This is a genomic window from Plantimonas leprariae (genome assembly GCF_008802405.1).
Lineage (GTDB): Bacteria > Pseudomonadota > Alphaproteobacteria > Rhizobiales > Rhizobiaceae > Plantimonas > Plantimonas leprariae.
Genome location: NZ_VZDO01000003.1, coordinates 199,534 through 226,412 on the forward strand (window position 1 = coordinate 199,534; position 26,879 = coordinate 226,412).

Annotated in this window: 23 protein-coding genes and 2 pseudogenes; 15 read left to right on the plus strand and 10 right to left on the minus strand. The window is 69.8% G+C overall.

The annotated features are described in order from the left end of the window. Complete coding sequence (locus tag F6X38_RS05585; protein WP_161992638.1) at nt 1-1,290, plus strand: ABC transporter substrate-binding protein; 1,290 nt, start codon at nt 1-3, stop codon at nt 1,288-1,290. A gap of 31 nt (nt 1,291-1,321) precedes the next feature. Here the strand turns inward: F6X38_RS05585 and F6X38_RS05590 are convergent, their stop codons facing one another. Continuing rightward, nucleotides 1,322-3,028, minus strand: a complete 1,707-nt coding sequence (locus F6X38_RS05590; protein WP_150968615.1) for an acyltransferase — start codon at nt 3,026-3,028, stop codon at nt 1,322-1,324. A gap of 346 nt (nt 3,029-3,374) precedes the next feature. Between F6X38_RS05590 and kdpF the strand changes: the two genes are divergently transcribed. The 6 genes from kdpF to F6X38_RS05620 all read left to right on the plus strand — a co-directional run bounded on the left by kdpF (nt 3,375) and on the right by F6X38_RS05620 (nt 11,513). Then, the gene (gene kdpF / locus F6X38_RS05595; RefSeq protein ID WP_150968771.1) at nt 3,375-3,461 is read left to right on the plus strand and encodes a K(+)-transporting ATPase subunit F; all 87 of its coding nucleotides are present in this window, start codon (nt 3,375-3,377) and stop codon (nt 3,459-3,461) included. 26 nt (nt 3,462-3,487) lie between these two features. Beyond that, nucleotides 3,488-5,197 carry a potassium-transporting ATPase subunit KdpA gene (gene kdpA / locus F6X38_RS05600; RefSeq protein WP_150968616.1) on the plus strand — a complete coding sequence of 570 codons (1,710 nt, stop codon included), beginning with the start codon at nt 3,488-3,490 and terminating at the stop codon, nt 5,195-5,197. Nucleotides 5,198-5,301: 104 nt separating this feature from the next. Then, the gene (gene kdpB, locus F6X38_RS05605) at nt 5,302-7,356 is read left to right on the plus strand and encodes a potassium-transporting ATPase subunit KdpB (protein WP_150968617.1); all 2,055 of its coding nucleotides are present in this window, start codon (nt 5,302-5,304) and stop codon (nt 7,354-7,356) included. A 22-nt stretch (nt 7,357-7,378) separates the two neighbouring features. Then, nucleotides 7,379-8,011: a potassium-transporting ATPase subunit KdpC gene (gene kdpC, locus F6X38_RS05610; RefSeq protein ID WP_150968618.1), complete on the plus strand. Its 633-nt coding sequence runs from the start codon at nt 7,379-7,381 to the stop codon at nt 8,009-8,011. 119 nt (nt 8,012-8,130) lie between these two features. Beyond that, on the plus strand, nt 8,131-10,800 hold the full coding sequence (locus tag F6X38_RS05615; RefSeq protein ID WP_150968619.1) for a sensor histidine kinase: 2,670 nt from the start codon (nt 8,131-8,133) through the stop codon (nt 10,798-10,800). After that, nucleotides 10,797-11,513: a response regulator gene (locus tag F6X38_RS05620; protein WP_150968620.1), complete on the plus strand. Its 717-nt coding sequence runs from the start codon at nt 10,797-10,799 to the stop codon at nt 11,511-11,513. Before F6X38_RS05615 ends, F6X38_RS05620 begins: the two co-directional genes overlap by 4 nt. A gap of 41 nt (nt 11,514-11,554) precedes the next feature. Here F6X38_RS05620 and F6X38_RS05625 read toward each other — a convergent pair whose 3' ends face one another. Beyond that, complete coding sequence (locus F6X38_RS05625) at nt 11,555-11,773, minus strand: hypothetical protein (protein WP_150968621.1); 219 nt, start codon at nt 11,771-11,773, stop codon at nt 11,555-11,557. Nucleotides 11,774-11,912: 139 nt separating this feature from the next. Between F6X38_RS05625 and F6X38_RS05630 the strand changes: the two are divergent. From F6X38_RS05630 to F6X38_RS05640, 3 genes and pseudogenes are all read left to right on the plus strand, one after another. Then, a pseudogene (locus tag F6X38_RS05630) lies at nt 11,913-12,047 on the plus strand (DUF2243 domain-containing protein); the annotation flags it as partial. Then, a complete protein-coding gene (locus F6X38_RS05635) occupies nt 12,014-12,757 on the plus strand; it encodes an SDR family NAD(P)-dependent oxidoreductase (RefSeq protein WP_150968622.1) in 744 nt (247 codons plus the stop codon). The pseudogene F6X38_RS05630 and the gene F6X38_RS05635, both read left to right, overlap by 34 nt. Before the next feature lie 226 nt (nt 12,758-12,983). Beyond that, complete coding sequence (locus tag F6X38_RS05640) at nt 12,984-14,288, plus strand: matrixin family metalloprotease (RefSeq protein WP_161992639.1); 1,305 nt, start codon at nt 12,984-12,986, stop codon at nt 14,286-14,288. 18 nt (nt 14,289-14,306) lie between these two features. On the opposite strand, the gene F6X38_RS05645 is transcribed toward F6X38_RS05640, so the two are convergent. Further along, nucleotides 14,307-14,546 (minus strand): hypothetical protein, encoded by a 240-nt coding sequence (locus F6X38_RS05645; protein WP_150968624.1) that lies wholly within the window; start codon nt 14,544-14,546, stop codon nt 14,307-14,309. A 265-nt stretch (nt 14,547-14,811) separates the two neighbouring features. Next, nucleotides 14,812-15,042 (minus strand): hypothetical protein, encoded by a 231-nt coding sequence (locus F6X38_RS05650; RefSeq protein WP_150968625.1) that lies wholly within the window; start codon nt 15,040-15,042, stop codon nt 14,812-14,814. Nucleotides 15,043-15,172: 130 nt separating this feature from the next. Here F6X38_RS05650 and F6X38_RS05655 point away from each other — a divergent pair, with 130 nt between their 5' ends. Together F6X38_RS05655 and F6X38_RS05660 are read left to right on the plus strand one after the other, a co-directional pair. Beyond that, nucleotides 15,173-15,412 carry a hypothetical protein gene (locus F6X38_RS05655; protein ID WP_150968626.1) on the plus strand — a complete coding sequence of 80 codons (240 nt, stop codon included), beginning with the start codon at nt 15,173-15,175 and terminating at the stop codon, nt 15,410-15,412. Nucleotides 15,413-15,466: 54 nt separating this feature from the next. Continuing rightward, on the plus strand, nt 15,467-16,096 hold the full coding sequence (locus F6X38_RS05660; RefSeq protein ID WP_150968627.1) for a DUF1684 domain-containing protein: 630 nt from the start codon (nt 15,467-15,469) through the stop codon (nt 16,094-16,096). A gap of 187 nt (nt 16,097-16,283) precedes the next feature. On the opposite strand, the gene F6X38_RS05665 is transcribed toward F6X38_RS05660, so the two are convergent. After that, the gene (locus F6X38_RS05665) at nt 16,284-17,144 is read right to left on the minus strand and encodes an oxidoreductase (RefSeq protein WP_150968628.1); all 861 of its coding nucleotides are present in this window, start codon (nt 17,142-17,144) and stop codon (nt 16,284-16,286) included. A 104-nt stretch (nt 17,145-17,248) separates the two neighbouring features. On the opposite strand from F6X38_RS05665, the gene F6X38_RS05670 reads away from it, so the two are divergent. Further along, nucleotides 17,249-18,142 (plus strand): LysR family transcriptional regulator, encoded by an 894-nt coding sequence (locus F6X38_RS05670; protein WP_150968629.1) that lies wholly within the window; start codon nt 17,249-17,251, stop codon nt 18,140-18,142. On the opposite strand, the pseudogene F6X38_RS24265 reads toward F6X38_RS05670, so the two are convergent. The 3 genes and pseudogenes from F6X38_RS24265 to F6X38_RS05685 all read right to left on the minus strand — a co-directional run. Beyond that, a pseudogene (locus F6X38_RS24265) lies at nt 18,095-18,352 on the minus strand (PAS domain S-box protein); the annotation flags it as partial. The gene F6X38_RS05670 and the pseudogene F6X38_RS24265 sit on opposite strands and share 48 nt — an antisense overlap. Nucleotides 18,353-18,409: 57 nt before the next feature. After that, nucleotides 18,410-22,093 (minus strand): PAS domain S-box protein, encoded by a 3,684-nt coding sequence (locus F6X38_RS05680; protein ID WP_161992640.1) that lies wholly within the window; start codon nt 22,091-22,093, stop codon nt 18,410-18,412. Nucleotides 22,094-22,202: 109 nt separating this feature from the next. Beyond that, the gene (locus F6X38_RS05685) at nt 22,203-22,832 is read right to left on the minus strand and encodes a TetR/AcrR family transcriptional regulator (protein WP_150968631.1); all 630 of its coding nucleotides are present in this window, start codon (nt 22,830-22,832) and stop codon (nt 22,203-22,205) included. A 177-nt stretch (nt 22,833-23,009) separates the two neighbouring features. Here F6X38_RS05685 and F6X38_RS05690 point away from each other — a divergent pair, with 177 nt between their 5' ends. Continuing rightward, nucleotides 23,010-23,408 (plus strand): RidA family protein, encoded by a 399-nt coding sequence (locus F6X38_RS05690; RefSeq protein WP_150968632.1) that lies wholly within the window; start codon nt 23,010-23,012, stop codon nt 23,406-23,408. A 14-nt stretch (nt 23,409-23,422) separates the two neighbouring features. Here F6X38_RS05690 and msrA read toward each other — a convergent pair whose 3' ends face one another. Then, nucleotides 23,423-23,932, minus strand: coding sequence for a peptide-methionine (S)-S-oxide reductase MsrA (gene msrA / locus F6X38_RS05695; protein ID WP_150968633.1), 510 nt, complete (start codon nt 23,930-23,932; stop codon nt 23,423-23,425). Between the two features lie 155 nt (nt 23,933-24,087). On the opposite strand from msrA, the gene F6X38_RS05700 reads away from it, so the two are divergent. Next, nucleotides 24,088-25,338 (plus strand): cation:proton antiporter, encoded by a 1,251-nt coding sequence (locus F6X38_RS05700; protein ID WP_150968634.1) that lies wholly within the window; start codon nt 24,088-24,090, stop codon nt 25,336-25,338. 21 nt (nt 25,339-25,359) lie between these two features. Here the strand turns inward: F6X38_RS05700 and F6X38_RS05705 are convergent, their stop codons facing one another. After that, the gene (locus tag F6X38_RS05705; protein ID WP_150968635.1) at nt 25,360-26,607 is read right to left on the minus strand and encodes a DUF2254 domain-containing protein; all 1,248 of its coding nucleotides are present in this window, start codon (nt 26,605-26,607) and stop codon (nt 25,360-25,362) included. Nucleotides 26,608-26,879: the final 272 nt, after the last annotated feature.

Below are 26,879 nucleotides of genomic sequence, written 5' to 3' on the forward strand. Positions count from 1 at the left end.
ATGCTTGCGATGAACAGACGGACGCTTCTCGCCGCCGGCGCAGGCTTGGCGGCCGGCGTCGCGCTCGGCGGCATGCCGGCGCGCGCGCAGGATGTCAGGATGCGCTGCACCTGGTGGGGCTCGGCCGAACGGCTGCGGCGCACGAACGAGGTGATCGCGCTCTACAACAAGCAGCATCCGGAGGTCGCCATCACCGGGGAGCAGATCGCCGGCTCCGATTATTGGGTGAAGCTCGCGACGGCCATGGCGGGCCGCAGCGTATCGGACGTGTTCCAGCTCGAACCCTCGACCCTGTCGGATTATTCGGGACGCGGCGCCTGCCTGCCGCTCGACCCGTTGCTGAACGGCGCGATCGATCTGTCCAAGTACGGCGCGGGCGACGCCGATCTCTGCCGCATCGACGGCAAGCTGTTCGGCGTGACGCTGGCCCTCAACTCCTTCGCGATGCTGTACGATTCGGCCGCGCTGAAGGAAGCGGGCCTGGAAGTGCCGAAGGAGCAGATGAGCTGGGAGGCCTTCGCCGAGTTCGCGAAAGCGTTCAAGGCGAACGGTCCGAAGAAGCGCAACTACTGGGCCGCACCCTATGCGGCGCGCTACGGCTACGTCCTGGACATCTGGCTGCGGCAGCGCGGCAAGCGGCTGTTCGACGGCGGCTCGATCGGCTTCGACGTCGAGGACGCGAAAGCGTGGTTCGGCTACTGGGAGGACCTGCGGCAGAACGGCGCCTGCGTTTCGGCGGATATCCAGACGCGCGACGACGAGACGATCGAAACCAACGCGCTGACCCTCGGCAACGCGGCGGTCGGCTTCGCCTATTCGAACCAGCTCGTCGGCTATCAGAAGCTGAACAAGGGCACGCTCGAACTGGGGATGGTGCCGGGCATTCCCGGCGCTCCCAGCGGCCACTACTACCGGTCGGCGTCCTGCTGGTCGATCGGTGCGACGACGGCGAACGCGGAAGCCGCCGGACGCTTCATCTCCTTCTTCGTGAACGACGTCGAGGCCGGCAAGATCCTCGGTGTCGAGCGCGGCGTGCCGCCGTCCTCGGTCGTTCGCGAGGCGATCCTGCCCCTCCTCGACGAAACGGAGAAGAAGACGGTCGCCTATGTCGAGTTCCTGAAAGGCAAGGTCGAGGCGAATCCTCCGCCCGCGCCGATCGGCGCGAACGAGTTCAGCCGCAACGTGCTGCGCCCGACCGCGGACGCCATCGCCTTCGAGCAGCTTTCGATCGCCGACGGCGCACAGCAGCTCGTCGAGAACGGCCGCGCCGTCCTGCGCGGCCGCACGTAAGGCGCGGCGCCGCGAGGGATCGCCGGAGGCCCTAGCCGGCGATCGCGCCGTCCGTCCGGTGGACGCCGCGGGGAACGAAGGGCAGCGCGGCTTCGGCGTCGATCAGGCGAGCCGCGTAGTGCAGCGTCGCGAGCCACATCTCCGTGCCCTGCAGGCCCGGCTGCTGCCCGGCACCGAAGGCGAATCCCCGTCCGGGCTCCCAACAAGCGGCCGCACGCTCGATCACTTCGGCCGCGAGCCGGACGACCTCGTCGCGCCGATGCGCCGTCCAGCGGAGGCCGTACCAAAGCGGATAGATCACGTCGAGCACGTTGCAGGCGTTCCAGCCGGCCTGCCGGAAGCCGTCGCTCAGCCGCCAATGGCCGAGGACGGTGTCGATCGCCGCATCGGGACGCGGCGGGCATAGGCCGAACTGCGCGTAGCTGCCCCGGACGAGGCGATAGTAGCCGTTCACCGGCTGCAGCCATCCGTCATCGCCGGGGGGGCTCCACAAGCCGCTGGCCGGGTCGACATGGAGGGCGAGCCAGCCGAACAGGGTCTCGCGGCTGCGGTTGCCGAGACCGTGGTAGCGTCCGTCGAAGGCGAGCGCCGTCCCGATGGCGTCGACCACCGCGCCGCAATGCCAGCCGCGATCGCGCCACGGCAGCGCTTCCAGCCAAGTGCACAGGGCGTCGGGCGCGAGGCCGGAGACGGCCGATACCGGATGGCTCGGCGCGGTGTCCAGGACCTCGAGCGCGTAGCCGATCGCCAGGACGTTGTAGAGCGCGATATCGTCCGAGCGCTCCTGCCCCCTGACGGGACGCGGCCTGTAGGGGTCGGGAAACAGGCCGGACACGGGATCCTGCGCCGCTCGAAGCCGCGCGACCGTCGCCGCGCGGTCGATGCCCTCGGGGAAGCCGCCGAACCCGGCGGCGATCTCGATCGCATCGCAGAGATGACGCAGGGCCGGACGCTTCTCGCCCGTCGCGCCGCGCGACAGGTAGTCCATGGCGTCGTCGCGCTCGCGCCCGATCACCTCCGGCCACTGCGACGCGGCATCGCGCCCGAAACGCCGGAGCAAGCCTTCCGCGGACGACCCGGCGCGGCGGGCGGGCGATGCTTCGAGAGTTTCCAGTGGCGTGCCGCGTTCCTTGATGACGCGCGCTGGCGATCCGGCCACCACGGCGCGATCCGGCACGTTGCGCGTCACCACGGCGCCGGCGGCGATCACGGCGCCGCGGCCGACCGCGACGCCGTCGAGGACGACTGCGTTGGCGCCGATCCAGACATCGTCGCCGACCGCGATGCCCCGCGTCTCGACCGGCTGGGCATGGATCGGGACGTCGGTTCTGGCGATGGAATGATTGAAGCCGACGACGGATGCGTGCGAGGCGATGCGGACGCCGTCGCCGAAGCGAACCTTGCCGGAGATGCAGGCATAGGGATTGACCGAACAATCCGTGCCGAACTCGACGTCGCCCCGCACGATCGCATGGCCGGCGATCCAGGATCGCTCGCCGAGCACCAGATGATCGGCGAGCACGAAGGCGTCGCGCGCGACATAGGCCGTCGGCGCGATCGCCGCATCCGAGATGCGCGCCAAACGCGCCGTCCGCGCCCGGTGCGCCGGCGCTTCCCAGTCCGCGGCGACCCGCTCCCAGGTGAGGATGTTCAGCCGATCCTCGCGGTTTTCGAGCGAATCCGCTTCCCGCGGGAGATCGCGGTGGATGCCGGATGGATCGCCCTGACCGTCGCGCATGCCGTCGTCCTCACGGGTCGCGGGCGAGGCGAATAGGCCGGCCCGCCGCCCCGCGACCGTCGCCTGCTTCTGTCATCGGCCCGCCCGGCAGTCCATCGCAAACTGCAATATCTTGCAATCCATCGCAAATAATTGCGGTCGCGCCTGGTGGCCCGAACCGGCGCAACGGCTTCCGCTCCGGACCAAGCAAGCAAATCTCGTATGGATTTTTTACGCGCATCCGCGCCAATCGAAGGGCGATCCCTGAAAGGAGGGCTCGCATGTTCGATCTTCTCTACCTCGCCGTCGGTCTCGGCTTTTTCGTCCTGATGGGCGGCTACGCCCGCTGGGCCGGGGAGGCCTGACGATGTTCGACCTCCTCTTCGGCGGTGCCGTCGCGTGTCTCCTCGCCGCCTATCTGGTTTTCGCGCTCGTCCGTCCCGAACGGTTCTGAGCGGCATCGAATAAGTCGAAACCACCATGACCATCGTTGGCTGGCTGCAGATCGTCCTGATCCTCGCGGCCGTACTCGTCTCTGCCGTTCCGCTCGGCGCCCTCATGGCGCGCGTCTTCGCGGGCGAGCGTAATGTCCTGTCGCCCGTGCTCGGGCCGGTGGAGCGCGGCCTCTACCGCCTCGCCGTCGTCGATCCCAACAGAGAGCAGAGCTGGCTCGGCTACACGCTGGGCATGCTGGTCTTCAACGCCGGCGGCTTCCTTCTCCTTTACCTGCTGCTGCGCTTCCAAGGCGTCCTGCCGCTGAACCCGCAAGGGTTTTCCGGCCTGTCGCCCGACCTCGCCTTCAACACCGCCGTGTCCTTCGTCACGAACACGAACTGGCAGTCCTACGGCGGCGAGACGACGATGAGCCACCTGTCGCAGATGGCCGGCCTCACCGTGCAGAACTTCCTGTCGGCCGCGACCGGCATGGCGCTGGCGGTCGCGCTGGTCCGCGCCTTCGCCCGCTCCGGTGCGAAGACGGTCGGCAACTTCTTCACCGACGTCACCCGTGCGACCCTCTACGTGCTGCTGCCGCTCGCGATCGTCACCGCGCTCTGGCAGGTCTCGATGGGCACGCCGCAGACCTTCGCGGTGTCGGCGACGGTGCGGACCGTGGAGGGACCCGAGCAGAGAATAGCGCTCGGGCCCGTCGCCTCGCAGCTCGCCGTCAAGCAGCTCGGCACCAACGGCGGCGGCTTCTTCAACGCCAATTCCGCGCACCCCTACGAAAACCCCTCGCCCCTCTCCAACGCCCTGACCATCTGGCAGATGCTCGTCGTCTCGACCGCGATGGTGTTCGCCTTCAGCCGCCTCGTCGGCGACAAGCGGCAGGCGCGGGCGATCCTCGCCGCCATGGGCGTGATCCTCGTCGCCGGCATCGGCGTCGCCTATTGGGCGGAAAGCGCCGGGACGCCCGTCCTGGCGGCGGCCGGGCTCGATCCCGCCGGCGGCAACATGGAGGGCAAGGAGGTCCGCTTCGGCCTCGCCGCGTCCGCGATGTTCGCGGCGGTGACGACGGGTCTGTCGGACGGCGCGGTGAACGCCATGCACGGCTCGTTCACGCCGGTCGGCGGCATGGTGCCGATGGTGCTGATCATGCTCGGCGAGATCCTTCCCGGTGGCGTCGGCTCCGGACTCTACGGCATCCTCGTGATCGCGATCGTTTCGGTCTTCGTCGCCGGGCTGATGGTCGGGCGGACGCCCGAATATCTTGGCAAGAAGATCGAGGCGAAGGAGATGAAGATGGCGGTGCTCGCGATCCTCATCCTGCCGGTCGCGATCCTCGGCTTCTCGGCCGTCGCCGCCGTGCTACCGGCCGCCCTCGCCGGGCTCGGCAATGCAGGACCGCATGGGCTCAGCGAGATCTACTACGCCTACACCTCGGCGGCCGGGAACAACGGCTCGGCCTTCGGCGGCCTCAGCGCCAACTCGCCGTGGTGGAACGCGACGCTCGGCCTCGCCATGCTGCTCGGCCGCTTCGCCTACATCGTGCCGATGATGGCGATCGCCGGATCGCTGGTGGCGAAGCCGAGGCTCGCGCCTTCGGCGGGCACCTTTCCGACCCACACGCCGCTGTTCGTCGGCCTGCTCGTCGGCATCATCCTGATCCTCGGCGGCCTCCAGTTCTTCCCGGCGCTGGCGCTCGGGCCGATCGCCGAACAGGTGCAGATGCTGTCCGGCAAGACCTTCTGACCGCCACCCCGGTCCCGCCGCGGGACCCCTCGGGCGCCCCGGCGCCCGACCATTCCCTCCCGCTCCGTCGATCGCCCGGGCGATCCGACCAAAGGACCCTTCCCATGGCCTCACAAGCCGCCCCATCCGCCTTCCGCCCCGACCTCGTTGGTCGCGCCGCTCTCGATGCCTGCCGGAAGCTCAACCCGGCGGCGCTGCTGCGCAATCCGGTGATCTTCGTGACGGAAGTCGTCGCCGCCGTCGTCACCGTCTTGTTCGTCCGCGACGTCGTCGCGGGCAATCCGCTGCTCTTCACCGGTCAGATCATGGCTTGGCTGTGGTTCACGGTGCTCTTCGCCAACTTCGCCGAGGCCATCGCCGAAGGGCGCGGCCGGGCACAGGCCGACAGCCTTCGCAAGGCGCGGACGGACACGGTCGCGAAGCGGATGGCGAATCCGAGGGACCGCCGGAACGTCCAGCCCCTGTCGGCGCTGGACCTCAAGGTCGGCGACCACGTCCTCGTCGAGACCGGCGACCTCGTCCCCGGCGACGGCGAGATCGTCGAAGGCATCGCCTCCGTCAACGAGGCGGCCGTCACCGGCGAGTCCGCCCCCGTGATCCGCGAGGCCGGCGGCGACCGCTCGGCCGTCACCGGCGGCACCACGGTCGTGTCGGACTGGATCGTGGTCAGGATCACCGCCGCGCCGGGGTCGTCCTTCCTCGACCGGATGATCGCCCTGGTGGAAGGCGCCGAGCGGCAGAAGACGCCGAACGAGCTGGCGCTCACCATCCTCCTCGTCGGCATGACGCTGATCTTCCTGATCGCGGTCGTGACGCTCACCGGCTTCTCGGCCTATTCGGAGGCCGCGATCTCGGTGCCGATCCTGGTGGCGCTGCTCGTCACCCTGATCCCGACCACGATCGGCGGTCTCCTGTCCGCCATCGGCATCGCCGGCATGGACCGCCTCATCCGCCACAACGTCCTCGCCATGTCCGGCAAGGCGGTCGAGGCTTCGGGCGACGTCGACACGCTGCTGCTCGACAAGACCGGCACGATCACCTTCGGCAACCGCATGGCGTCCGAGTTCGTCGCCGTCGCGGGCGTCACCGAGACGCAGGCCGCGGAGATCGCCGTCGAGGCATCGCTCGCCGACGAGACGGCCGAGGGCCGCTCCATCCTCACCCTCGCGCGCGAGCGCTACGGCCTGTCCGTCCCGGCGGCCCGGCTGGGCGATGCCGCCTTCATCCCCTTCTCGGCGGCGACGCGCCTCAGCGGCGTCGACATGGATAGCCGGCGCGTCCGCAAGGGCGCGGTCGATGCGATCCGCCGGTTCGTGCACGAAAGCGCCGGCCACGCCGTCGCCGAGCCCGCCGCCTTCACGGCGGCCGTGGACCGGATCGCCAAGTCGGGCGGCACACCGCTCGGGCTCGCCGAGAACGGCCGTTTCATCGGCGTCATCCACCTGAAGGACGTGGTGAAGCCGGACATCAAGGAGCGCTTCGCGGAGCTCCGCCGCATGGGCATCCGCACGGTGATGGTGACGGGCGACAACCCGGTGACGGCCGCCGCCATCGCCTCGGAGGCCGGCGTCGACGATTTCATCGCGGAAGCGACGCCGCAGGACAAGCTCAGCTATATCCGCAACGAGCAGCGCCACGGCCGGCTCGTCGCGATGTGCGGCGACGGCACCAACGACGCCCCTGCCCTCGCGCAGGCCGATGTCGGCGTCGCGATGCAGACCGGCACGCAGGCCGCCCGCGAGGCGGGCAACATGGTGGACCTCGATTCCGACCCGACGAAGCTCATCGAGATCGTCGGGATCGGCAAGCAGCTCCTGATGACGCGAGGGAGCCTGACCACCTTCTCGATCGCCAACGACGTGGCGAAGTACTTCGCCATCATCCCAGCGCTGTTCGTCGCGGCGATCCCCGAGCTCGGCGTGCTGAACGTCATGCGCCTCGCCTCGCCGGAAAGCGCGATCCTGTCGGCGGTGATCTTCAACGCCCTCGTCATCGTCGCGCTGATCCCGCTGGCGCTCCGCGGCGTCCCGTACCGGGCCGAAGGCGCCGCCGCCGTGCTGCGGCGCAATCTCCTGATCTACGGCCTCGGCGGCATCCTCGTGCCGTTCGTCGGCATCAAGGCGATCGACCTCGCGGTCTCCGGCCTCGGTCTCGCTTGAACCCCTTCGAAGGAACGCATCCATGTTTTCGCAAATCCGCGCTGCGGCGACCCTCGTCGGCCTCTTCACCGTCGTCCTCGGCTTGCTCTATCCTGCCGCGATGACCGCCATCGCGGGAGCGGCCTTCCCGAGCCAGGCCGCTGGCAGCCTCCTTCTGAAGGACGGGAAGGCGGTCGGCTCGTCGCTGATCGGTCAGTCGTTCGCGGGCGAGGGCTACCTGCATCCCCGTCCCTCCGCAGCGGGCACGGGCTATGATGCCTCGGCCTCGTCCGGCACCAATCTCGCGCCGACCAGCGCCAAGCTGGCCGAGCGCCTGAAGACGGACGCAGCGGCCATGCAGGAGGCGACAGGCGCTTCGATCCTGCCGGCCGACGCGATCACCACCTCGGGCAGCGGTCTCGATCCGGACGTCTCGCCCGCTTTCGCCGAGCTGCAGGTGCCCCGCATCGCCAAGGCGAGGAACGTTCCCGAGGAGGCCGTGCGCCGCCTGATCGCAGCCAGCACGACGGGGCGCACGCTGGGCGTTCTCGGCGAGCCGCGCGTCAACGTCCTGGCCACGAACCTCGCCCTCGATGCCGCCGCGCCGAACGCGACGCCTCCCGCCCCCGCCGCGCCGGCGGGCACGCCGTCCGCCTCGGCTTCGCCGACCGGCTGAGCGGCCGTCGGTGGCTTCGATCCGTCGACCATGCGCGTGGGCGAGCGCATATAGGGATGAGAGCGAGGGGGCGTTCGCCGACGCCCTCTTCGCTCGTTCTCCCGCCTGGATGTCCGGCCATGAAGGATGACGCGCCGCGAGCCTCGCCGGAGGCCCTGCTCGCCCACGCCGCCCGCGAGGAGCGCGGCAGGCTGCGGCTGTTCCTCGGCGCCGCGCCCGGCGTCGGCAAGACCTTCGCGATGCTCCAGGCGGCGCGCGGCGCGAAGGCGGCGGGCCGCGACGTGCTCGTCGGCATCGTCGAAACGCACGGGCGCGCCGACACGCAAGCGATGGTCGCGGACCTCGAGCTGCTGCCCCGCAAGCGCATTCCCTACAAGGGGCGGCTGATCGGCGAGTTCGACCTCGACGCCGCCCTGGACCGCCGACCCGGACTGCTGCTTGTCGACGAGTACGCCCATTCCAACGTGCCGGGGTCGCGCCATCCGAAGCGCTGGCAGGACGTCGCCGAGTTGCTCCAGGCCGGGATCGACGTCTGGACCACGATGAACGTTCAGCACGTCGAGAGCCTCAACGACGTGGTGCAGCGCATCACGGGCGTCCGGGTGCGCGAGACCGTGCCCGACACGACGCTGAGCGTCGCCGACGAGATCGTGCTGGTCGACTTGCCGCCGGACGAGCTGATTCGGCGCCTCGCCGAGGGCAAGGTCTATGTCGAGGACACGGCGACGCGGGCGACGCAGAACTTCTTCAAGCCGTCGAACCTCACGGCGCTGCGCGAGCTGGCGCTGCGGCAGGTGGCCTCCCGCGTCGACTCGGACCTCCTCGAACGGATGCAGGGCGGGGCGATCGAGGGTCCCTGGGCGGCGGGCGAGCGGCTGCTCGTCTGCCTCGGGCCGGACGAGGAGGCCGAGCGGCTGGTGCGCGCCGCAAGGCGCCTCGCCGACCTCCTCGACGCGCCCTGGTTCGCCGTCACGGTGGAGCGGCCGGGCGCGACGCTGGACGAGGCCGATGCGGCCCGCATCCAGGCCGCCATGCAACTGGCGAAAAGCCTCGGCGCCGAAACCCAGAACCTCGTCGCCTCCGACTTTCCCGGCGAGCTTCTCCGCCTCTCGCGCTACGAGAACGTCACGCAGATCGTCGTCGGCAAGACGCGCGGACGTGGGCTTCGCCGCGGCTGGTTCGCGCGGAGCCTCGCGGACGCTCTCGTCAAGCGGGCCTCGGGCATCTCGATCCACGTCCTCACCGCCGAGCCCGTCGCGCCGACGCGGAGACGGCAGCTTCCCGCGGCGGCTCCGGCGGCCGGCTACGCCGCGGCGCTCGCCTCCGTCGCCGCGGCGACCGCGCTCGGTTCGGTGCTGCTTCGCTTCGTGCCGCTGCCGAACGTCTCGATGCTCTACCTGCTCGCCGTGCTCGTGCCGGCGATCGCCTACGGCGTCTGGCCGGCGGTGTTCGCCTCGATGCTCTCGTTCGCCGCCTACAACTTCTTCTTCATCGACCCGACCTATTCGTTCACCGTCGCGCGGCCGCACGAACTTCTGGCGCTGGCGGTCTTCCTGATCGTCGCCGTCGCGATCTCCGCGGTCGCGGGCCGGGCACGCGAACAGATGCGCGCCTCGGCGCAGCGCACGCGGGCGGGCCGCCGTCTCTACGAGTTCACGAAGACGCTGTCCGCGCTGCCGGACGCCCAGGCCGTGACGGAAGCGGCGGCAAGCGAGGTGAACGCCGCGCTCGGTCGCCCTTGCGTCGTCCTCGTTCCGGAGGGCGGCGACCTCGCCATCGCCGCCGCGTGGCCGCCCGACGACCGGCTCGACACGGCCGCGCGCACCGCCGCCCGCTGGGCGTTCGATCGCGACGAGCCGGCGGGCGGCGGCACCGGCACCTTGCCGGGTTGCGGCTGGACGTTCCTGCCGCTCGGCCGCCCGGGGCGGCAGGTCGGCGTGCTCGGCGTCGAAGTCTCGGCCGATGCGCCGCCCCTCGGCGTCGAGACGCGGACACTGCTCGACGCCCTGGTGGAGCAATCGGCGGCGGCGATCCATCGCGCCCATCTCGCCGGCGAGGTGAACGAAGTCCGCACCGCGGCCGAGACGGAGCGGGTGCGCAACATCCTTCTCGCCTCGATCAGCCACGATTTTCGCACGCCGCTCGCCTCGATCCTCGGTTCCGCCACCGCGCTTCTCGACTACGAGGACCGGCTGGAGGCCGCCTCGCGCCGCGACCTCCTCGCCCAGGTGCGCGACGAAGCGCGCCATCTGGACATGATGGTGCGCAACCTCCTGTCGATGACCCGTCTCGAAGCCGGCGCGCTGGAATTGAACCGCGACTGGATCGATCTCGGCGAGACCCTCCACCGCGCCGTCGAGGTCGCCAGGCGGCGCGGCGCCACGCAAGCGTTCGACGTCCGTCTGCCGGAGGATCCGGTCCTGGTCCACGCCGATGGCACGCTGCTCGATCAGGCGCTCGGCAACGTCGTCGCCAATGCGGTCCGCCATGCCGGTGCGGAGGCCCGCGTGACGCTCGCGACGACGTACGATCGCGGCGTGGCGCTGGTGGAGATCGCCGACGACGGGCCCGGCATTCCGGACGACCTGCGCCCGCACGTCTTCGAGAAGTTCACGACGGGGCGGCGGCCGGGCGGCGACGGGGGCGAGAGCGCCGGACTCGGCCTCGCCATCGCCAGGGGTATCGTCGAGGCGCATGGCGGCACGATCGAGCTTCTGCCGGACGAGTCAGGCCGGCACGGCGCGGCGTTCCGGATCGCTCTGCCCGCCGGAGAAAGGCACCGGGAATGATGCAGCCCAGCGTCCTCGTCGTCGACGACGAGCCGGCGATCCACCGCTTCCTGAAGCCGTCGCTGACCGCGGAGGGCTACCGCGTGATCCAGGCGACGACGGGCACGCAGGCGCTGGCGCTCGCGGCGGAAAGGCGACCGGAGATCATCGTGCTCGATCTCGGCCTGCCCGACATCGACGGCAAGGACGTGATCGAACGGCTGCGGCGTTCGGGCGACGACGTGCCGATCGTCGTCCTGTCCGCCCGGGATCGGGAATCGGAGAAGATCCGCGCCCTCGATCTCGGGGCCGACGATTTCGTCGAGAAGCCCTTCGGCGTCGGCGAACTGATGGCGCGGATACGCGCGGCGTTGCGTCATCGCCAACCCGTCCCCGCCGGACCTCTCGTGTCCGGCGACCTGTCGCTCGATACGGAGACCCGCATCGTGCGCAAGGGCGCGTGCGAGGTGAAGCTGACCCCGCGCGAGTTCGACCTTCTCGCCGTGCTTCTCCGGCAGGCCGGCAAGGTGGTGACCCATGCCAGCCTGCTGCGCGAGATCTGGGGCAAGGCGAACGAGGCCGACACGCAGTATCTGCGCGTCTATGTCGGTCACCTCCGGCAGAAGCTGGAGGACGATCCCGCCGCCCCCCGCCGCATCACGACGGAAGCCGGCGTCGGATATCGGCTGAACTGGATCGAACCTCCGACCGCTGCCGGGGACGCCGAGCCGTAACCGGATTTCCGCCTTCCCAGCCTTGTCCGGCACCGGGAATGTCAGCCGATGCCGTGGATATATGGGAACCTGCCCGCGAGCGCGTTGGTCTGCGCGTACCGCAGCGCCTGAAGCCGGTGGTAGTTGTCCATCCGCGTCAGCGCCGTCTGGGCGAGGTTCGAGATATCGAAGGTGCCGCAACCCTCGCAGGATATGGTCTTCGCGTTGGCGTTGGCTGCCGGGCGATCCTCGACCGGCGCACCGCATACCGGACACTGCATGACGCATCCTCCCAGATGAAAGCGGCAGTCTACATCGCGGCGGGATGCATGACAGCCGATCCGTCGTATCCACGGGACGTTCGGAACATCCACTCCCGCCATGCCTTCCGGACCGAGGACAATCGACCGGCGCCGGCACATGGATCGGAAAACGACGCGGTTCCCGACAGCCGCCGGCATCCTGTTCGGGCCTGGGCTCGGCGGCTTCTTCGACGGGATCGTCCTCTATCGGATCCTGCAATGGCGCCATATGGCGACAATCGCCGGATACCCGGCGTGACGGGGGCGATACCGACCTCGCTGCGCGACGGTTACCGGGCGGTCGTGCTCGGATCCACCGGCGGCATCGGCTCGGCGCTCGCCGCTCTGCTCGCGGCCGATCCGCGCTGCGGCGAGGTCGTCGGCCTGTCCCGCGCGAACGGCTTCGATCTTCTCGACGAAGCGTCGGTCGCCGCCCGTGTGAGGGATGCCGGTTCGTCGGGCCCCATCGATCTTGTGTTCGACGCGACAGGTGCGTTGGTGATCGACGGCTACGGGCCGGAGAAGTCGCTGCGCGCCCTCGATCCCGCCGGCATGGCGATGCAGTTCGCGGTGAACGCCATCGGACCGGCGCTCATTCTCAAGCATTTCGCGCCGCTGCTGCCCCGCGACCGGCGCTCGCTGTTCGCGACCCTGTCGGCTCGGGTGGGCTCGATCGGCGACAACCGGCTCGGCGGCTGGATCTCCTACCGGGCATCCAAGGCGGCGCTGAACCAGATCGTGCGGACCGGTGCGATCGAGATCGCCCGCACCCATCCGCTCGCCGTCGTGGTGGCCTTGCATCCCGGAACGGTCGCGACGCGGCTGTCGGACCCGTTCGCAGGCGACCGCGAACGCCTCACGCCGGAGGCATCGGCTGCCGCTCTCCTCGGCGTGCTGGATGGGCTGGCGCCGGAAAGCAGCGGCGGCTTCTTCGCCTATGACGGCACCACGGTCGATTGGTGAACAGGGGCGAGTGCCGTCCGTGCTGGTCCGGAAGAAGGACCTGCCGCGCAGGCTCGTCCTCGCGATGCGACGCGGAAGCGTTGCGCGATGCCGGCGTTCCAGGCGCCGGAGCCGAGTTCGACCCCAACGGAGGATAGCCGACAAGTCGAACGACCCGGTTCATCCGCCCGCAAGGTTGCTGCCGCAAGAATGCCGTCCCGCCCAGTGCGACGAGACGAGATCCGGCATGACTGTTCCCTTCACAGGCACCAAGTGGGGCGGCACCGGCACTGGCACGTCCGGTGGCGTGGTGACTTGGAGCTTCGCGACTTCGGCGGCGCGGCTCCTCGGTTTCGACGCCGTGATCGATGCAACGGCCTATCAGGCCGTGGTCAAGGCGGCTTTCGACACGTGGGAGAAGATCGCCAAGGTCGATTTCCAAGAGATCGCGGACAGTGCGGCCGCGAACATCCGGCTGGGCTGGGACAGTCTCGACGGCGTCGGCGGCACGCTGGGCGTGGCGAGTTGGCAGATGTCCGGCACCCACACGACCTACGCCGAGATCGCGTTCGATCGAGGCGACACCTGGAACGTCGACGGCAACTCGCAGGGCTTCAATTTCTACGCCGTCGCGGTGCATGAGATCGGCCATGCGATCGGTCTCGACCATTCCGACGAGCCGACATCGATCATGTACCCATACCTCGGTAGTCAGACCGATGTCTCCGCCAGCGACATAGCGGCGATCCAATCTCTCTATGGTCCGAGCGTCGCCGCCCCCGCGACGATGCCGGGCGCGCTGCTCGAAGGTACGGCGTCGGCCGATGCCCTGCAGGGAACCGAAGGCGACGACGTCATGCGCGGCTATGCCGGCAAGGACAAGCTCGACGGAAACGGCGGCAACGACAGCCTCGACGGGGGCACCGGCGCCGATACGATGTCCGGAGGCCAAGGGAACGACGTCTACTATGTCGACAACAAGCGCGATAAGGTGGTCGAGGCGGCGGGCGCCGGAACGGACACCGTCTTCGCGCGCATCTCCCTGACGCTTGCGGCGAATGTCGAGAACCTGACGATGACGGGCGCGTCGGGCATCAAGGCGACAGGCAACGACCTGGCGAACACGATCGTCGGAAACGCCGGGAACAACAAGCTGTCGGGTCTGGGCGGCGACGATCGGCTGTTCGGGGGTGCCGGCAACGACAAGCTGACGGGCGGTCTCGGCGACGACGCCTTCGTGTTCGACACTTCGCCCGGCAAGGGCAACGTCGACAAGATCGCCGACTTCCACAACGTTTCCGGCGACAACGACCTGCTTCAGCTCGACCACGCCGTCTTCACCGCCCTGACGACGACCGGCGTGCTGGCGGAGGACGCGTTCGCGGCGAACGCCGGCGGGCATGCCATGCAGGCCGATGACCGCATCGTCTACGATACCGCCAGCGGCAAGCTGTTCTACGATGCCGACGGCTCGGGCAATGGTGCCGCCGTCCAGTTCGCCACGCTCGGCGGCCATCCAGCCCTCACCCACCAGGACTTCCTCGTCATCTGACCGGGAAGAGGCTCGGCGTCAGGGCGGCGTCGGCGACTGGCTGCCCGATCCCGGCGGCACGAGGATGTTCGGGTTGGCGGGCATCGAGCCCGTCACCGTCTGATCCAGCGGCGCCGCGCTGTTGGCCGGAGCCGTCGGTTGGCTTCGATCCTGATAGAAGACGACCGCAAGAACCGCCACCGCAAACGCGACGATCGCTAGGCCGATGCCGCCGAAGCGGCCGCGGCGGTGCTGCGGGTATTGATCGTTCTCAGGCATCGGGTCGCCATGCGCTGCTGGGCGACGGCATTCCGCCGCCACGGTGGATTTTCGCCACGCCATGCCCGGTCGCCCAAGCACCGGCGGCCTCGACTGCAGCGGCGAACGTAGCAGACGACACCGGCATCCGGAACGTGGCGTCGCCGTTCCCGCCCGATCGACCGCTCGTCGCGAAGCGCCCCGCCGGTGGGCGCTCGACGTGAACATGGTCGGCGCCGCCGAGCGCTCGCCTCGAAGCCCGGAGCTCACGGATATCGACCATCGGCTAGGTTTCGACCTCGTGCCGCGCGCCGGTCAGCATCTTGCGGGCGATGCCGCGTACCGCCTCGTCGTCCTTCGTTTCGTCTCGTGCCGGATCGCCGAGGTGGTCGAGGCTGGCTTCGATATGGTCGATCAGGCCCGGATGCCGTGTCTCGACGTATTCGATCAGCTTGAACAGGAAGTGCTCGGCGGCCATCTCGCGGCGTCGGGCCTGAACTGCGGTGTCGTCTGCCATGCGGTGCTCCTGGATGCGAATCGTCAACGTCGGGCGCCTCGACCGGTCGCATCCGCTGCCTGCGGCGGGTTGGCGCCCCTGACTCCCGATCCGACGCGCGCTAGCTACGCTTCCACTTCGGGAGGGTGGCATGGCCAAATACACACTGCTGGATGCGACCGGGAACGCCGTCTGCACGATCGCTCAGGACGATCCCGACGACGCTCTCGAACAAGCGGCGAAAGAGCTCGGCAAGCCGCTGACCTTCGATGGCGAGGGCAAGGCGCCCTATCTGCTCATTCCGACCGATCAGACGTCGGACCTCGAGGGCACGCCGACGATCGTCGAGCCGGAACGGGTCGTCTACGTCGCGACGCGGACCATCGAATAGGTTCGAAGGCGGTATCGGCGGACCCTCGGGGTGCCGGCGTCAGGCTTGGAAGCGATGAGTGAAAGCTGGGACGAGGGAGCGCTGGCTCTCTGGGATTGGCGGCGACGGGTCACGCGCCTCTATGCTGCGGCGGAAGCCGAACCCGATCCTCGCCGGGCCTGGAGCGACTGGCGCGCGGGACGCGACGACCTCTTCGCCAACCATTCGCAATCGCCGCTGGAACCGGACGCCCGACGCGGCTTCGTCGGCCTGCCGTTCTTCGCCTACGACCCGGCCTTGCGTTTCCGGGTCGGCGTCTCGCCGGTCGAGAGCGTGGTGACGCCCCTCGAAGTCGGGGCTGACGGCACGGTCTCCCTCCGCTCGTTCGCCCGAACCGCCGGATTGGCCGCCTCGCTCGGCGGCGAGCTGACCCTGTTCTGGGTCGAGGGCTACGGCGGTGGCGTGTTCCTGCCGTTCGCGGACGCCACAAACGGCAGCACGACATACGGGGCCGGCCGATATCTGCTCGATACGATCAAGGGCGCCGACCTCGGCCGCGACGCTTCCGGTTCGATCGTCCTCGACTTCAACTTCGCCTACAACCCGTCGTGCTGCTATTCGAGCGCCTATGTCTGTCCGCTCGCCCCGGCATCCAATCGCCTGCCGAAGCCGGTTCCGGCGGGCGAGATGATGCCGCCTGCATGAACGGCGTCCCCGGAATGCTGCAAGGCGACGCAGCCGGGTGGTCTGCGAGTGCGGCGCCCGCTTTCGGCGGGTTCGGCAGGGCCGGACATGCCGAAGGCGACGTCAGGGCGATGCAGGGCCGTGACGTCCCCGTCGCGGCTCGGCCCGCCCACAACCGTCTCGCCGCGACGCGACGGCGGTTCGGGTCTTACGAGCCCCTATCCGAGTCGGCGAAGTCGGTGCCGCGCGTCACGTTCTCCCAGGCGTCGGTTTCGCGGCGCATGTCGTCGAGCTTGGCGCGCAACTGATCGAGCGCGTCGCCGCCGATGAGGAGGTGCACCGGCGGACGCTCCGACTCCACGGCGGCGATGATCGCTCGCGCGCCCTTGGCGGGGTCGCCCTGCTGCCGGCCGTGGCCGGCCTGCGTCCCGGCCCGCGCCCTACCCACCGTCTCGGCATAGTCGGCGATCTCGCTCGGAGCGAGCTTCAGCGACTCCGGACCGCGGAAGTCCGTCCGGAAGGCTCCCGGCGCCACAACGGTGACGCCGATCCCGAGCGGCGCGACCTCCTTGGCGAGCGCGTCCGACAGCGCCTCGACGCCCGCTTTGACCATGTTGTAGTAGCCGACGCCCGGATAGGTCACGAGACCGCCGATCGACGAGACGTTGACGATATGGCCGCTGCGGCGGGCGCGCATCTGCGGCAGCACCGCCTTGATCAGCTCGACCGGGGCGAAGAGGTCGGTGTCGAACAAGGCGCGCACGCCTTCGTCCTCGCCTTCCTCGATCGCGCCGAGATAGCCGTAGCCGGCATTGTTGACGAGGACGTCGATGCGCCCGAACCGGGCCGTCGCCGCCGCGACCGCCGCGGCGACCCGCGCCTTGTCGGTCACGTCGAGTTCGAGCGCCAGCGCCCTCTCGCCGCCCGAGGCGACAAGATCGGCGACATCCGCCGCGCGCCGCGCGGTCGCCGCGACGCGGTAGCCGGCAGCCAGCGCCGCCTCGGTCAGCGCCCGGCCGAGGCCTCGCGAGCAACCGGTGATGAACCAGACGGCATCCTGAGCAAGCATGGCGATCTCCTTCGCGTGTCTGTCGGCTCGGCCACGAGGTAGCGAGGGCGGCGGCGTTCGATTAGACCGATGGTTTCGCAAGGCTCGTTGAACAGGATCGCACGATGCCCGGAGCCAGCCTCGACGATCTGGCGGCCTTCGCGGCGGTCGCCCGCGCCGGCAGCTTCACGCGCGCCGCCGCCGCGCTCGGCACCTCCACCTCCAACCTCAGCCACACGATCCGGCGGCTGGAAGGGCGGCTCGGCTACCGGCTGCTCCAGCGCAACAGCCGCAGCGTCTCGGCGACGGAAGCGGGCGAGACGCTCATCGCCGAACTGGAGCCGGCGCTGGCCGCGATCGCCGGCACCCTCGACCGGATCGACCGCGGCCGGACGCAGGTTTCCGGAACCCTGCGCATCACCGCGACGCGCCAGGCCTACGAGGCGGTGATCCGCCCCGTCCTGCCGGCCTTCACCGCTGCCTATCCGGACGCAGTGGTCGAGGTGCTGATCGACTACGCCTATCGCGACATCGTCGCCGACCGCTTCGATGCCGGCATCCGGCTCGGCGAGAAGCTGGAACAGGACATGATCGCGCTGCGGGTCGGCCCGGACCTCCGCATGGCGGTGGTCGCCGCGCCCGCCTACCTCGCCGGCCGCGAGGCGATCCGGCACCCGCGCGACCTGATCGGGCACCGCTGCATCAACTACCGCATGGTCGGGGCCGGAACGATCTACGCCTGGGAGTTCGAGAAGGACGGCCAGGGCCTCGACGTGCGCGTGTCCGGGCCGCTGACCTTCAACGAGCCGGACCTGATGCTGGAAGCCTCGCTCGCCGGCCTCGGCGTCGGCTACCTGCTCGACCACGAGGTCGCGGCCCATCTGGCGAGCGGACGGCTCGTCCGGTTGCTCGCCGACTGGACGCCGCCCTTCCCGGGCTTCCACCTCTACTACCCGACGCGCCGCCAGATGCGCCCCGTGCTCGGCGCCTTCGTCGAAGCGGTGCGCGCGAAAAGGTGAAGGGGCCGTCCGGCCGATCGTCTCGTCGGCCGTCCATCCGACGGCGCGTTCGGCGCCGCGGTTCCAATCGGTGATCGCGCCGGCCGGATCGGCGACGACGATCGCGAAATTCTCGCGCTCTCGAAGACGGCGTCGCGGCGAAGCGCACGGGATGCGCAGGCGGTTACCCGGTCGGCGCCTCGCCGATCGCCGCGGTCGTTGGCCGGGCATGCAGTCTCGGTTGCAGCCGGGCGAGCGGCAGGCCGATCTTTCCGACCGGTCAGACGGTCAGACGGCGTCCGGCTCGTCCGCCAGTTGCAGTTCCGCCAGCGATGCCGTGATGCGGCAGCGGACGCCGTCCGGGGCGTAGGTCAGCTCCGACGAGCCGCCGAGCGTGCCCGACAGGCCCATGCCGATCAGCCGCGTGCCGAAGCTCTTGCGCGTCGGCGGCAGCACAGGCGGCCCGCCGAACTCCCGCCATTCGAACGTCAGATCCAGCCTGCCGTCGCCCGGCGCCTTCCGCACCGACCAGTCGACGTCGACTTGTCCCTCGTCGCCCGACAGCGCCCCGTACTTCACCGCGTTGGTCGCCAGTTCGTGGACGATCAGCGAGAGCGTCAGCGCCGCCTTCGGCCCGAGGTCGACTTCGGGTCCGTCGAGGCGGACGCGCCCGCCCGGGTCGTGCAAGGCGACCGCGGCGCGGACGATGCTCCCGATGTCGCCCGCGTCCCGCTGCCCGAAGAGCAGGATGTCGTGCGCCTTCGCCAGGGCGCCGATGCGGTCGGTCAGCGCCTTGCGCGCGCCGACCATGTCGGGCGCGGTCCGCAGCGTCTGCGTCGCGATGGACTGGACGAGGGCCAGCGTGTTCTTCAGGCGGTGCGCCAGCTCGGCGTTCAGCACCTTGCGCCGTTCCTCGGCGGCGACGCGTTCGGTCACGTCGCGCACCGCCCCGACGAAGTTCCGGCTGCTCCCGCCATCCCCGATGATCCGTCCCTGGACGGCGACCCAGCGGACGACGGCGTCGTCGATGCCGACGGTGCGGAACTGGAGATCGAACTTGCCCCCCGCCATGGTCGCGGCGAACATCGCCTCGAACGCGGCGCGGTCGTCCGGATGCACCGCCGCCAGCTTCTCGTCCCGTCCGATGGTTCGGCCCGCCCCGACGCCGAAGGCGGCACGCACCCGATCGTCCCAGACGAGCGCGCCGGTGCCGAGGTTCAGGTCGAACACGCCGACGTCACCGACTTCGGCGGCGAGGCGGAAGCGCTCCTCGTTGTCGCGGATCTCGCGTGCCGCGTCCCAGGCAGCCGTCACGTCGCGCACCGTGCCGATGAACCGGATGGCCCGACCATCCTCGAAGAAGGTCTGCCCCTTCGCCGCGACCCATCGCTCGATGCCGTCCCGGAGGCCGACCGTCCGGTACTCGACGTCGTAGCCGCCGTCGCCGGCCGGATCGAGCGACCAGGCGACCGCCGCCTCCACCCGGTCGAGGTCGGCCGGATGCAGGCCGCTCAGGAACGTGTCGTAGCCGACCGGTGCGCCCGCCGGCAGGCCGAACAGGGCACGGCAGCGCTCGTCCCAGCGGAGGTCGTTCGTGCGAGGATCGAAGTCGAACGTGCCGATGTCCGTCGCCGCGACGGCGAGTCCCAGCCGTTCCTGCGCCTCGCGCAGTTCCTCTTCCGCCCGGCGGCGCTCGAGTGCGGTGCGGACCCGGCTGGCGGCGTCGGCGACGAAGGCCACCTCTTCCGCCGTCCAGCTTCGCGGCTCGTCGTCGTTGACGTAGAGGATCGCGGCCGTGCGGCCGCGCTCGACGACGGGATGGTTGACGAGACTGCGGACGGCGACGCTTTCCAGCGGTCCGGTGTCGGCTGCCGTCCGCGGATCGAGCCGGATGTCCGGGATCGCGACCGTGTGCCCCTCGCGCAGATCCGCCGCGTAGCCGCCGTAGTCCGACATCCGGTAGGTGCCGGCGAGGCTCGGATAGCCGTCCGCCGTCCAGTCGGCCGGCACGGTGAACGTCTCGCCGTCGTCCGCGACCGTGCCGTAGCCGACCCGTCCGACGCCGAGGGCGCGGCCGATCACCTCGGCCGCGACGTTCGGGATCGCCTCGGCGTCGCCGGCGACGAGAAGCGCGTCGCTGAGTTCGCGAAGCGCCTCGCGACGCCGGTCTGCGAGAACGCGGTCCGTCACCTCCATGAAGATGACGGTGAAGCGGTCGTCGCCCGCCGGCTGGCAGACGCCGTCGTACCAGCGATCGAGCGCACCGACCTGCCGCGTGAAGCGGATCGTCTCGCCGGTCTCGACGACCGCGCCGAACTCCATCACCCAAGCATCCTCGATGCCCGGGAACAGTTCGCGGATCGTCCGGCCCGCCGCCCGGCTCGAGGGGATGCCGACGAGTTCGCCCCAGGCGCGGTTGACCTCCTCGTAGCGCCAGTCCGTGACCCGGCCGGCCGCGTCGCGGATCACCCGGCCGAGGATGAAGCCCTCGTGCAAGTTCTCGAAGAGGCCGCGCCACTTCGCCTCGCTCGCCACGAGGTCGTGCTGGCTCTTGACCAGTTCGAGCCCCGCCAAGTGTTGCTCGGTGCGGTCGCGGACGATCTTGATGAAGCCGAGATGCGTGCCGTCGTCGTCGCGCAGCGGCATCATGTTGCCGCTGGCGTAGAGGCGCGAGCCGTCCTTCCGGAGGTGCCAGCGCTCGTCGACGGCCTGGCCGTCGCGAAGCGCCTGCCGCATCTCGACCTTCACCCGGCCGGCGCTGCGGTCCTCCGGCGTGAAGAACGTTCCCGCGTGCTCGCCGACGATTTCGTCCGCCGTCCAGCCGAAGATGCGCTCGGCCCCCGTGTTCCACTCGGTGATCGTGCAGTCGAGATCGGTGACGACGACGCCGAACTCGGTGACGCTCTCGAAGGTGCGGCGGTAGCGGTTCTCGGCGGCGCGCAACGCCCGTCTGGACTTCACCTCGGCGACGTCGCCGAAGGCGGACGCGACGAGGCCGGCGAGCATCTGCGTCATCACCAGATCGCGGGGCGAGAAGGCGTCGGGCCGCGCGGACTGGACCTTGAGCGCGCCGATCGGCTCGCCGCGGCGCGTCACCGGCACGACGACCATCGAGCGGATGCCGAGTTCACGGGCGAGCGCATGATCCATCTCGGGATCGCTCCGGGTGTCCGGACAATAGAGCGGCCGCTCCTGCCTCACCGCCTTCCCGGAAAGCGTCGCCGTCAGCGGCAGGCGGATGCCGCGGTGCCGCTCCGAGGAGCCCGACACGGTGTCGTAGACGAGACCGTCGCCGTCCCGGATCTCGATCACCGCCCCTTCGGCGGCGTCGACGATCCGGAGCGCGCCGTCGACGATGGCCTGGAACACCACCCCGAGATCGGCTTTCGCCGTCGCGACGGCCTGCTGCGTCGCGATCATCGCTTCCAGCCGTGCCGCCTCGACGAGGGCGACCTGCCGGTCGGCCTCGCGCTCCGCGACGGCGCGCCGAAGATCGAGCTGCGACATGACCTGGTTCGCCAGGGCGCGCAAACCGACGCGCTGCGCCTCCGCCAGACCGCCGGGCCGCGGCAGCTTGTCGATGACGCAGAGCGTGCCGAGCGTCAGCCCGTCCGGCGTGTTCAGCGGCGCGCCGGCATAGAAGCGCAGATGCGGCTCGCCGGTGACCAGCGGGTTGTTCCGCGTCCGCGGATCGAGGGTCAGGTCCTCGATCTCGAGGATGTCGGTCATCCCGAGCGCGTGGCGGCAGACGGAGGAATCGAGGTCGGTCTCGCAGGGCTCGAACCCGACCCGCGCCTTGAACCATTGCCGATGTCGGTCGACGAGGCTGACGAGCGCCACCGGCGTGTCGCAGAGCTGCGTCGCCAGCGTCACGATGTCGTCGAAGCCCCGCTCCGGCGACGTGTCGAGCACTCGGTAGGCGTCGAGCGCGCCGAGACGCGCCTCTTCGCTCGCGGACCTGTCCGTATTCAATCCCGGCGAACCCCTGACGACGGCCGGCCCCGGCCCCTCGCGCTGCCGACCGGGTATAAGCCGGCGAGGACCGCCAGCGAAAGCCGGCATATAGACCACGACGGTCGGCTCAGTCGATAGATGGCTTGCGCGACACGCGCCTGTCCCCTGAGGCCGCGAGCAGGCCCGAAGCGAGCAGCCGGAAGGCATCCACCGCCTTGGGAAACGTCGCGGACGGGTCCTCGCTCGCGGCCACCCAGAGCGCGGCGTTGAGAGCCGCGCCGTTAAGCAGTCGGGCGGCCGCCTCGACATCCACGGGTCGGAGGACTTCCTCCGCCATCAGCGTCTCGACCGTCCGCATGGTTTCCCGCAGGCAGGCGTTCTGCGTCGGCCAGCGCGACGGATCGCCGAGCACCGCCGGGCCGTCGAGCAGGACGATGCGCTGGACTTCCGGCTCCAGCGCCATCTCGATATAGGCGACGCCTTCGGCCAGCAGGCCGTTCCAGCCGCCGCCGGCTCCGGCGCCGATGGCGCGGGCGCGCTCGGCCATCTCGCCGTCGATCGCGTTGACCACCGCCTGCAGCAGGCCGCGCTTGTCGCCGAAGTTGTGGTAGAGCGCTCCGCGCGTCAGCCCGGCCTCGGCGGTGAGCTCGTCCATCGGGGCCGCCGCATAGCCCTTCGCCGCGAAGGCGAGCCGCGCGGCGCGGATCAGCTTGGCGCGGGTTTCCGCCATCATCTGCGCCCGCTTCGTCGCAGTCATGCCCGTTCTCCTGGCGGATAAGCGTGGCGCACCACAATTGACATACGATGCGTATGACACTAGAAGTTCGCATACAGCCCGTATGTCAGATGCGGCTCGGCCTGTGAAGACGGCGCGGATGCGCGCTCGCGGCCACCCGCTCGGTGCCGCACCCGATTGCGAAAAGGAAATGCAACGATGACGAAACGCGAAGCGATCTTTCCGGCCGACCGCCATGCACTCTACGAGGCGCACCGTTATTCGGCGGCGATCCGTTCGGGCGACCTCCTGTTCGTTTCCGGCCAGGTCGGCAGCCGCGCCGACGGCTCGCCCGAACCGGACTTCGAAGCCCAGGTCCAGCGCGCCTTCGACAACCTCAAGGCCGTCCTGAAGGCCGCCGGCTGCACCCTCGCGGACGTCGTGGACGTCACCACCTTCCACACCGATCCGGAGCGGCAGATCGAGACCGTCATGGCGGTCCGCTCGGCGGTCATCGGCGAGCCGCCCTATCCGAACTGGACCGCGGTCGGCGTCAACTGGCTGGCGGGCTTCGACTTCGAGATCAAGGCCATCGCCCGCATCCCAGCTGCCGCCTGACGCGTCGGCCGCCGCTACTCGGCGGCTTCCCGCTGCGGCAGGACCCAGTTGGGGCGCGGGAAGTGGCAGGTATAGCCGTTGGGCAGCCGTTGCAGGTAGTCCTGATGCTCCGGCTCGGCTTCCCAGAAGTCGCCGGCCGGCTCCACTTCCGTCACCACCTTGTCGCCCCACAGTCCCGAGGCGTCGACGTCGGCGATCGTGTCCTCGGCGATCCGCTTCTGCTCGGCGTCGACGAAATAGATCGCCGAGCGGTAGGAGGTGCCGACGTCGTTCCCCTGGCGGTTCACCGTCGTCGGGTCGTGGATCTGGAAGAAGAACTCGAGGATCCGGCGATAGCTGGTCCGCGCCGGATCGAAGCCGATCTCGATCGCCTCGGCATGCGTGCCGTGGTTGCGGTAGGTGGCGTTCGGCACGTCGCCGCCGGCGTAGCCGACGCGGGTCGAGACGACGCCCGGCAGCTTGCGGATCAGTTCCTGCATGCCCCAGAAGCAGCCCCCGGCGAGCACGGCTCTCTGTTCGGTCATGGGATTCCTCACCTGTTCCTGTGCGGGAAACGCATCGGCGCCCCGCCTCGTGCCCCTATATAGTGCTGCTCGCCGGCTTTCACGCGCCGGGTCCCGGAGACGCGGGCGGAAGCCGCAAGGTCGGCAGCCTTCGCCTCGCAACCCGAAGGCCGCTCTTGCTCTCCATCTTCGACATCGCGGCGCTGCTTCTCGTCCTGTCGGCGCTGTTCGGCTGGCTGAACCACCGCTTCGTGCGCCTGCCGCACGCGGTCGGGCTTCTCGTCATGGGTCTTGCCGCCTCGCTCTTGCTCGTCGGGGTCGACGCGCTGGTCCCGAACCGGCATCTCTACGAGCAGTTGACCGGCGCGCTTCGGCAGATCGACTTCACCGAGGTCGTGATGAACGGCATGCTGGCCTTCCTGCTGTTTGCCGGCGCGATCAACCTCGACATCCAGCTCCTGCGCGACCGGGCTTGGCAGGTCGCGTTCCTGGCGCTGATCGGCACCGCGATCTCGACCGCGATCGTCGGCGCCGCCTTCTGGTGGGTGGCCTCGCTCGTCGGCGCCCCTTTGCCGCTCGTCTGGGCGCTGGTGTTCGGCGCGCTGATCAGTCCGACCGACCCGGTCGCGGTCCTGAACGTCCTGAAGACCGTCGACGTGCCGGAGTCGCTGCAGATCGAGATGCAAGGGGAAGCGCTGTTCAACGACGGGATCGGCGTCGTCCTGTTCACGCTGCTCGTCGGGGTCGCGGTCGGCGTCGGCGGCGAGCCGATCACGGCGGCAAGCGCGGCGGGACACCTCGCCGTCGAGGCCGGCGGCGGCATCGCGCTCGGGCTCGGGCTCGGCTACCTCGCCTATCGCGCCATGCGGGCGATCGACGACTTCCCGGTCGAGGTGCTGATCACGCTGGCGCTCGTCGCGGGCACCTACGCCCTGGCCGGCAAGCTCGGCGTGAGCGGGCCGCTCGCCGTGGTGGCGGCCGGTGTCGTGGTCGGCAGCCTCGCGCCGCGTCGGGCGATGAGCGACCGGACGCAAGGCTACGTGTCGGCCTTGTGGACCCTGATCGACGAGATCTTGAACTCCGTCCTGTTCCTGCTGATCGGGCTGGAGGTCATCGTCCTTCGCTTCGATCCCGCGGCCCTCGTTCTGGCGGCGCTGGCGATCCCGGTCGTGCTCGTCGCGCGTCTCGCGGCCGTGTCGACGCCCGTTCTCCTGTTCCGCTGGACCGGGCAGCTCTCGTCGCGCAACATCCCGTTCCTGACCTGGGCGGGCGTGCGCGGCGGCATCTCGGTGGCGCTCGCCCTGTCGCTGCCAGACGAACCGGAAAAGGCGGCGGTGCTTGCCGCGACCTACGGCGTGGTCCTCTTCACCGTCGTCGTGCAGGGAACGACGCTCGGCGCCGTCGCCCGCCGGACGCTCGAGCGGTGACGTCACGGATCGCGGGCCGGTTCAGACGTCTGCCGCCAGCCGTTGCAGCCTCAGCCTGTCGGCCTCGACGGCAAGCGCCGCCTCGGCCCGCTCGAGCGCCTGCCCGGAATGGCGCCGGGCGTGGCTGGAAAAGCGCTCGGGCGACAAGCGCGCTAGCGATCGGAAGGCCTTTTGCAGGCGGACGCCGACCTCGACGGTCGCCGCCCCGTCCCGGGCGATCGGCGTGAACAGGTCGTCGAACAGGTCGCCGAGCTCGACGGTGGGCACGAAGACGTTCGGATGCTCGACCTCTTCCTCCTCATGCGGCTCGCGCCAGATCGCCAGGAGCCGCACGGCGCGGCCGATCACGTCGATCGCGGTGCCGGGGTCGTTGATGCCGGGCGACAGGGCGCGGCTCGCGATCTCCGACAGAACGATCGCACCGAAGCGCGGATCCTGGTCGAACGAGCGCGTATCGCCGATCGCGAACGCGTCCCGGACTTGGCTGCCGACGTCGTCGCTCCCGAACCCCTCGACCCAGGCGATCGGCTCGTCCGGTCCGACGAAGTCGCCGGGAATGGCGTTGAGGAAGACGCGGCCGCCGTCGTCTCTCGCGACGTCCGACAGGGCTCCGGCGTCGACGTGCTGGACGTAGCCGATCCGCTCGGGAAATACGGCGCGAGCCGACCGGGGCACCTCGGAGGCCGAATCGCGGAGCGGTCGGCCGCCGAGATAGGGACGCCGGTGCCGCTCGCGCATCGCCCGCGTCGCGGCGGCCTCGACGCGTTCCGTGGTCTGCACGACGCGGCCGAGGCCCGACAGATGGCCCATCCAGCGCATGAGCGTTGCGACGATCACGATCACGACGCCGATCGTGACGACGAAGAGCACCACTCGCCCGCGCTCGCCGTAGGCGCCGGTGGACAGGACGATGATGCCGACGAGGCTGTAGAGGAACGAGCCGACGAAGGTCGACAGGACGTTGTGCGTGGTCCGGTCCTCCATCACGAGCTGCGTCGCCCGCGGCGTGACGTTGGTCGTCGCCGCCGAGTAGGCGGACACCATCGTCGACAGCGAGAACGTCGTCACCGTCAGCATCGAGGCGGCGATGATGCCGAGGATGTTGTCGACGGCGTCCGAGCCGATCTTCGTCGGCATGTCGCTCGGGATGTACGGGCTCGCCACGATGCCGACCAGGGCGGTGGCGACCGCCAGCACCGAGAACAGGCTGGCGCGGAACCAGATGCGCCGCGTGATCCGCGACAGAAGCCAGAGCCAGCGTGACGTCATCGGTTCTCTTCTGTTCCGACCGACACCGACATCAGCTCGGCCAGCGCGGGTCCTTGCACCTGGGTCGAGGCGGCGACGAGGGATCGGCCGCCTCACGAAGACCCGTTCTGACCCGGCGACGCCGGATTACCAGGGCTTCTGCCGCAGAAAGGTTGGGGTTCTCGGCCTTATCGGACAAGCGTTCGAGTACCGTGGCGGCGTTTCACGTCGCGGAATCCTGACGCTCCGAACCGTCGAGGCCTGAACGGGATGTGACTCGCTTCCACCGCGCC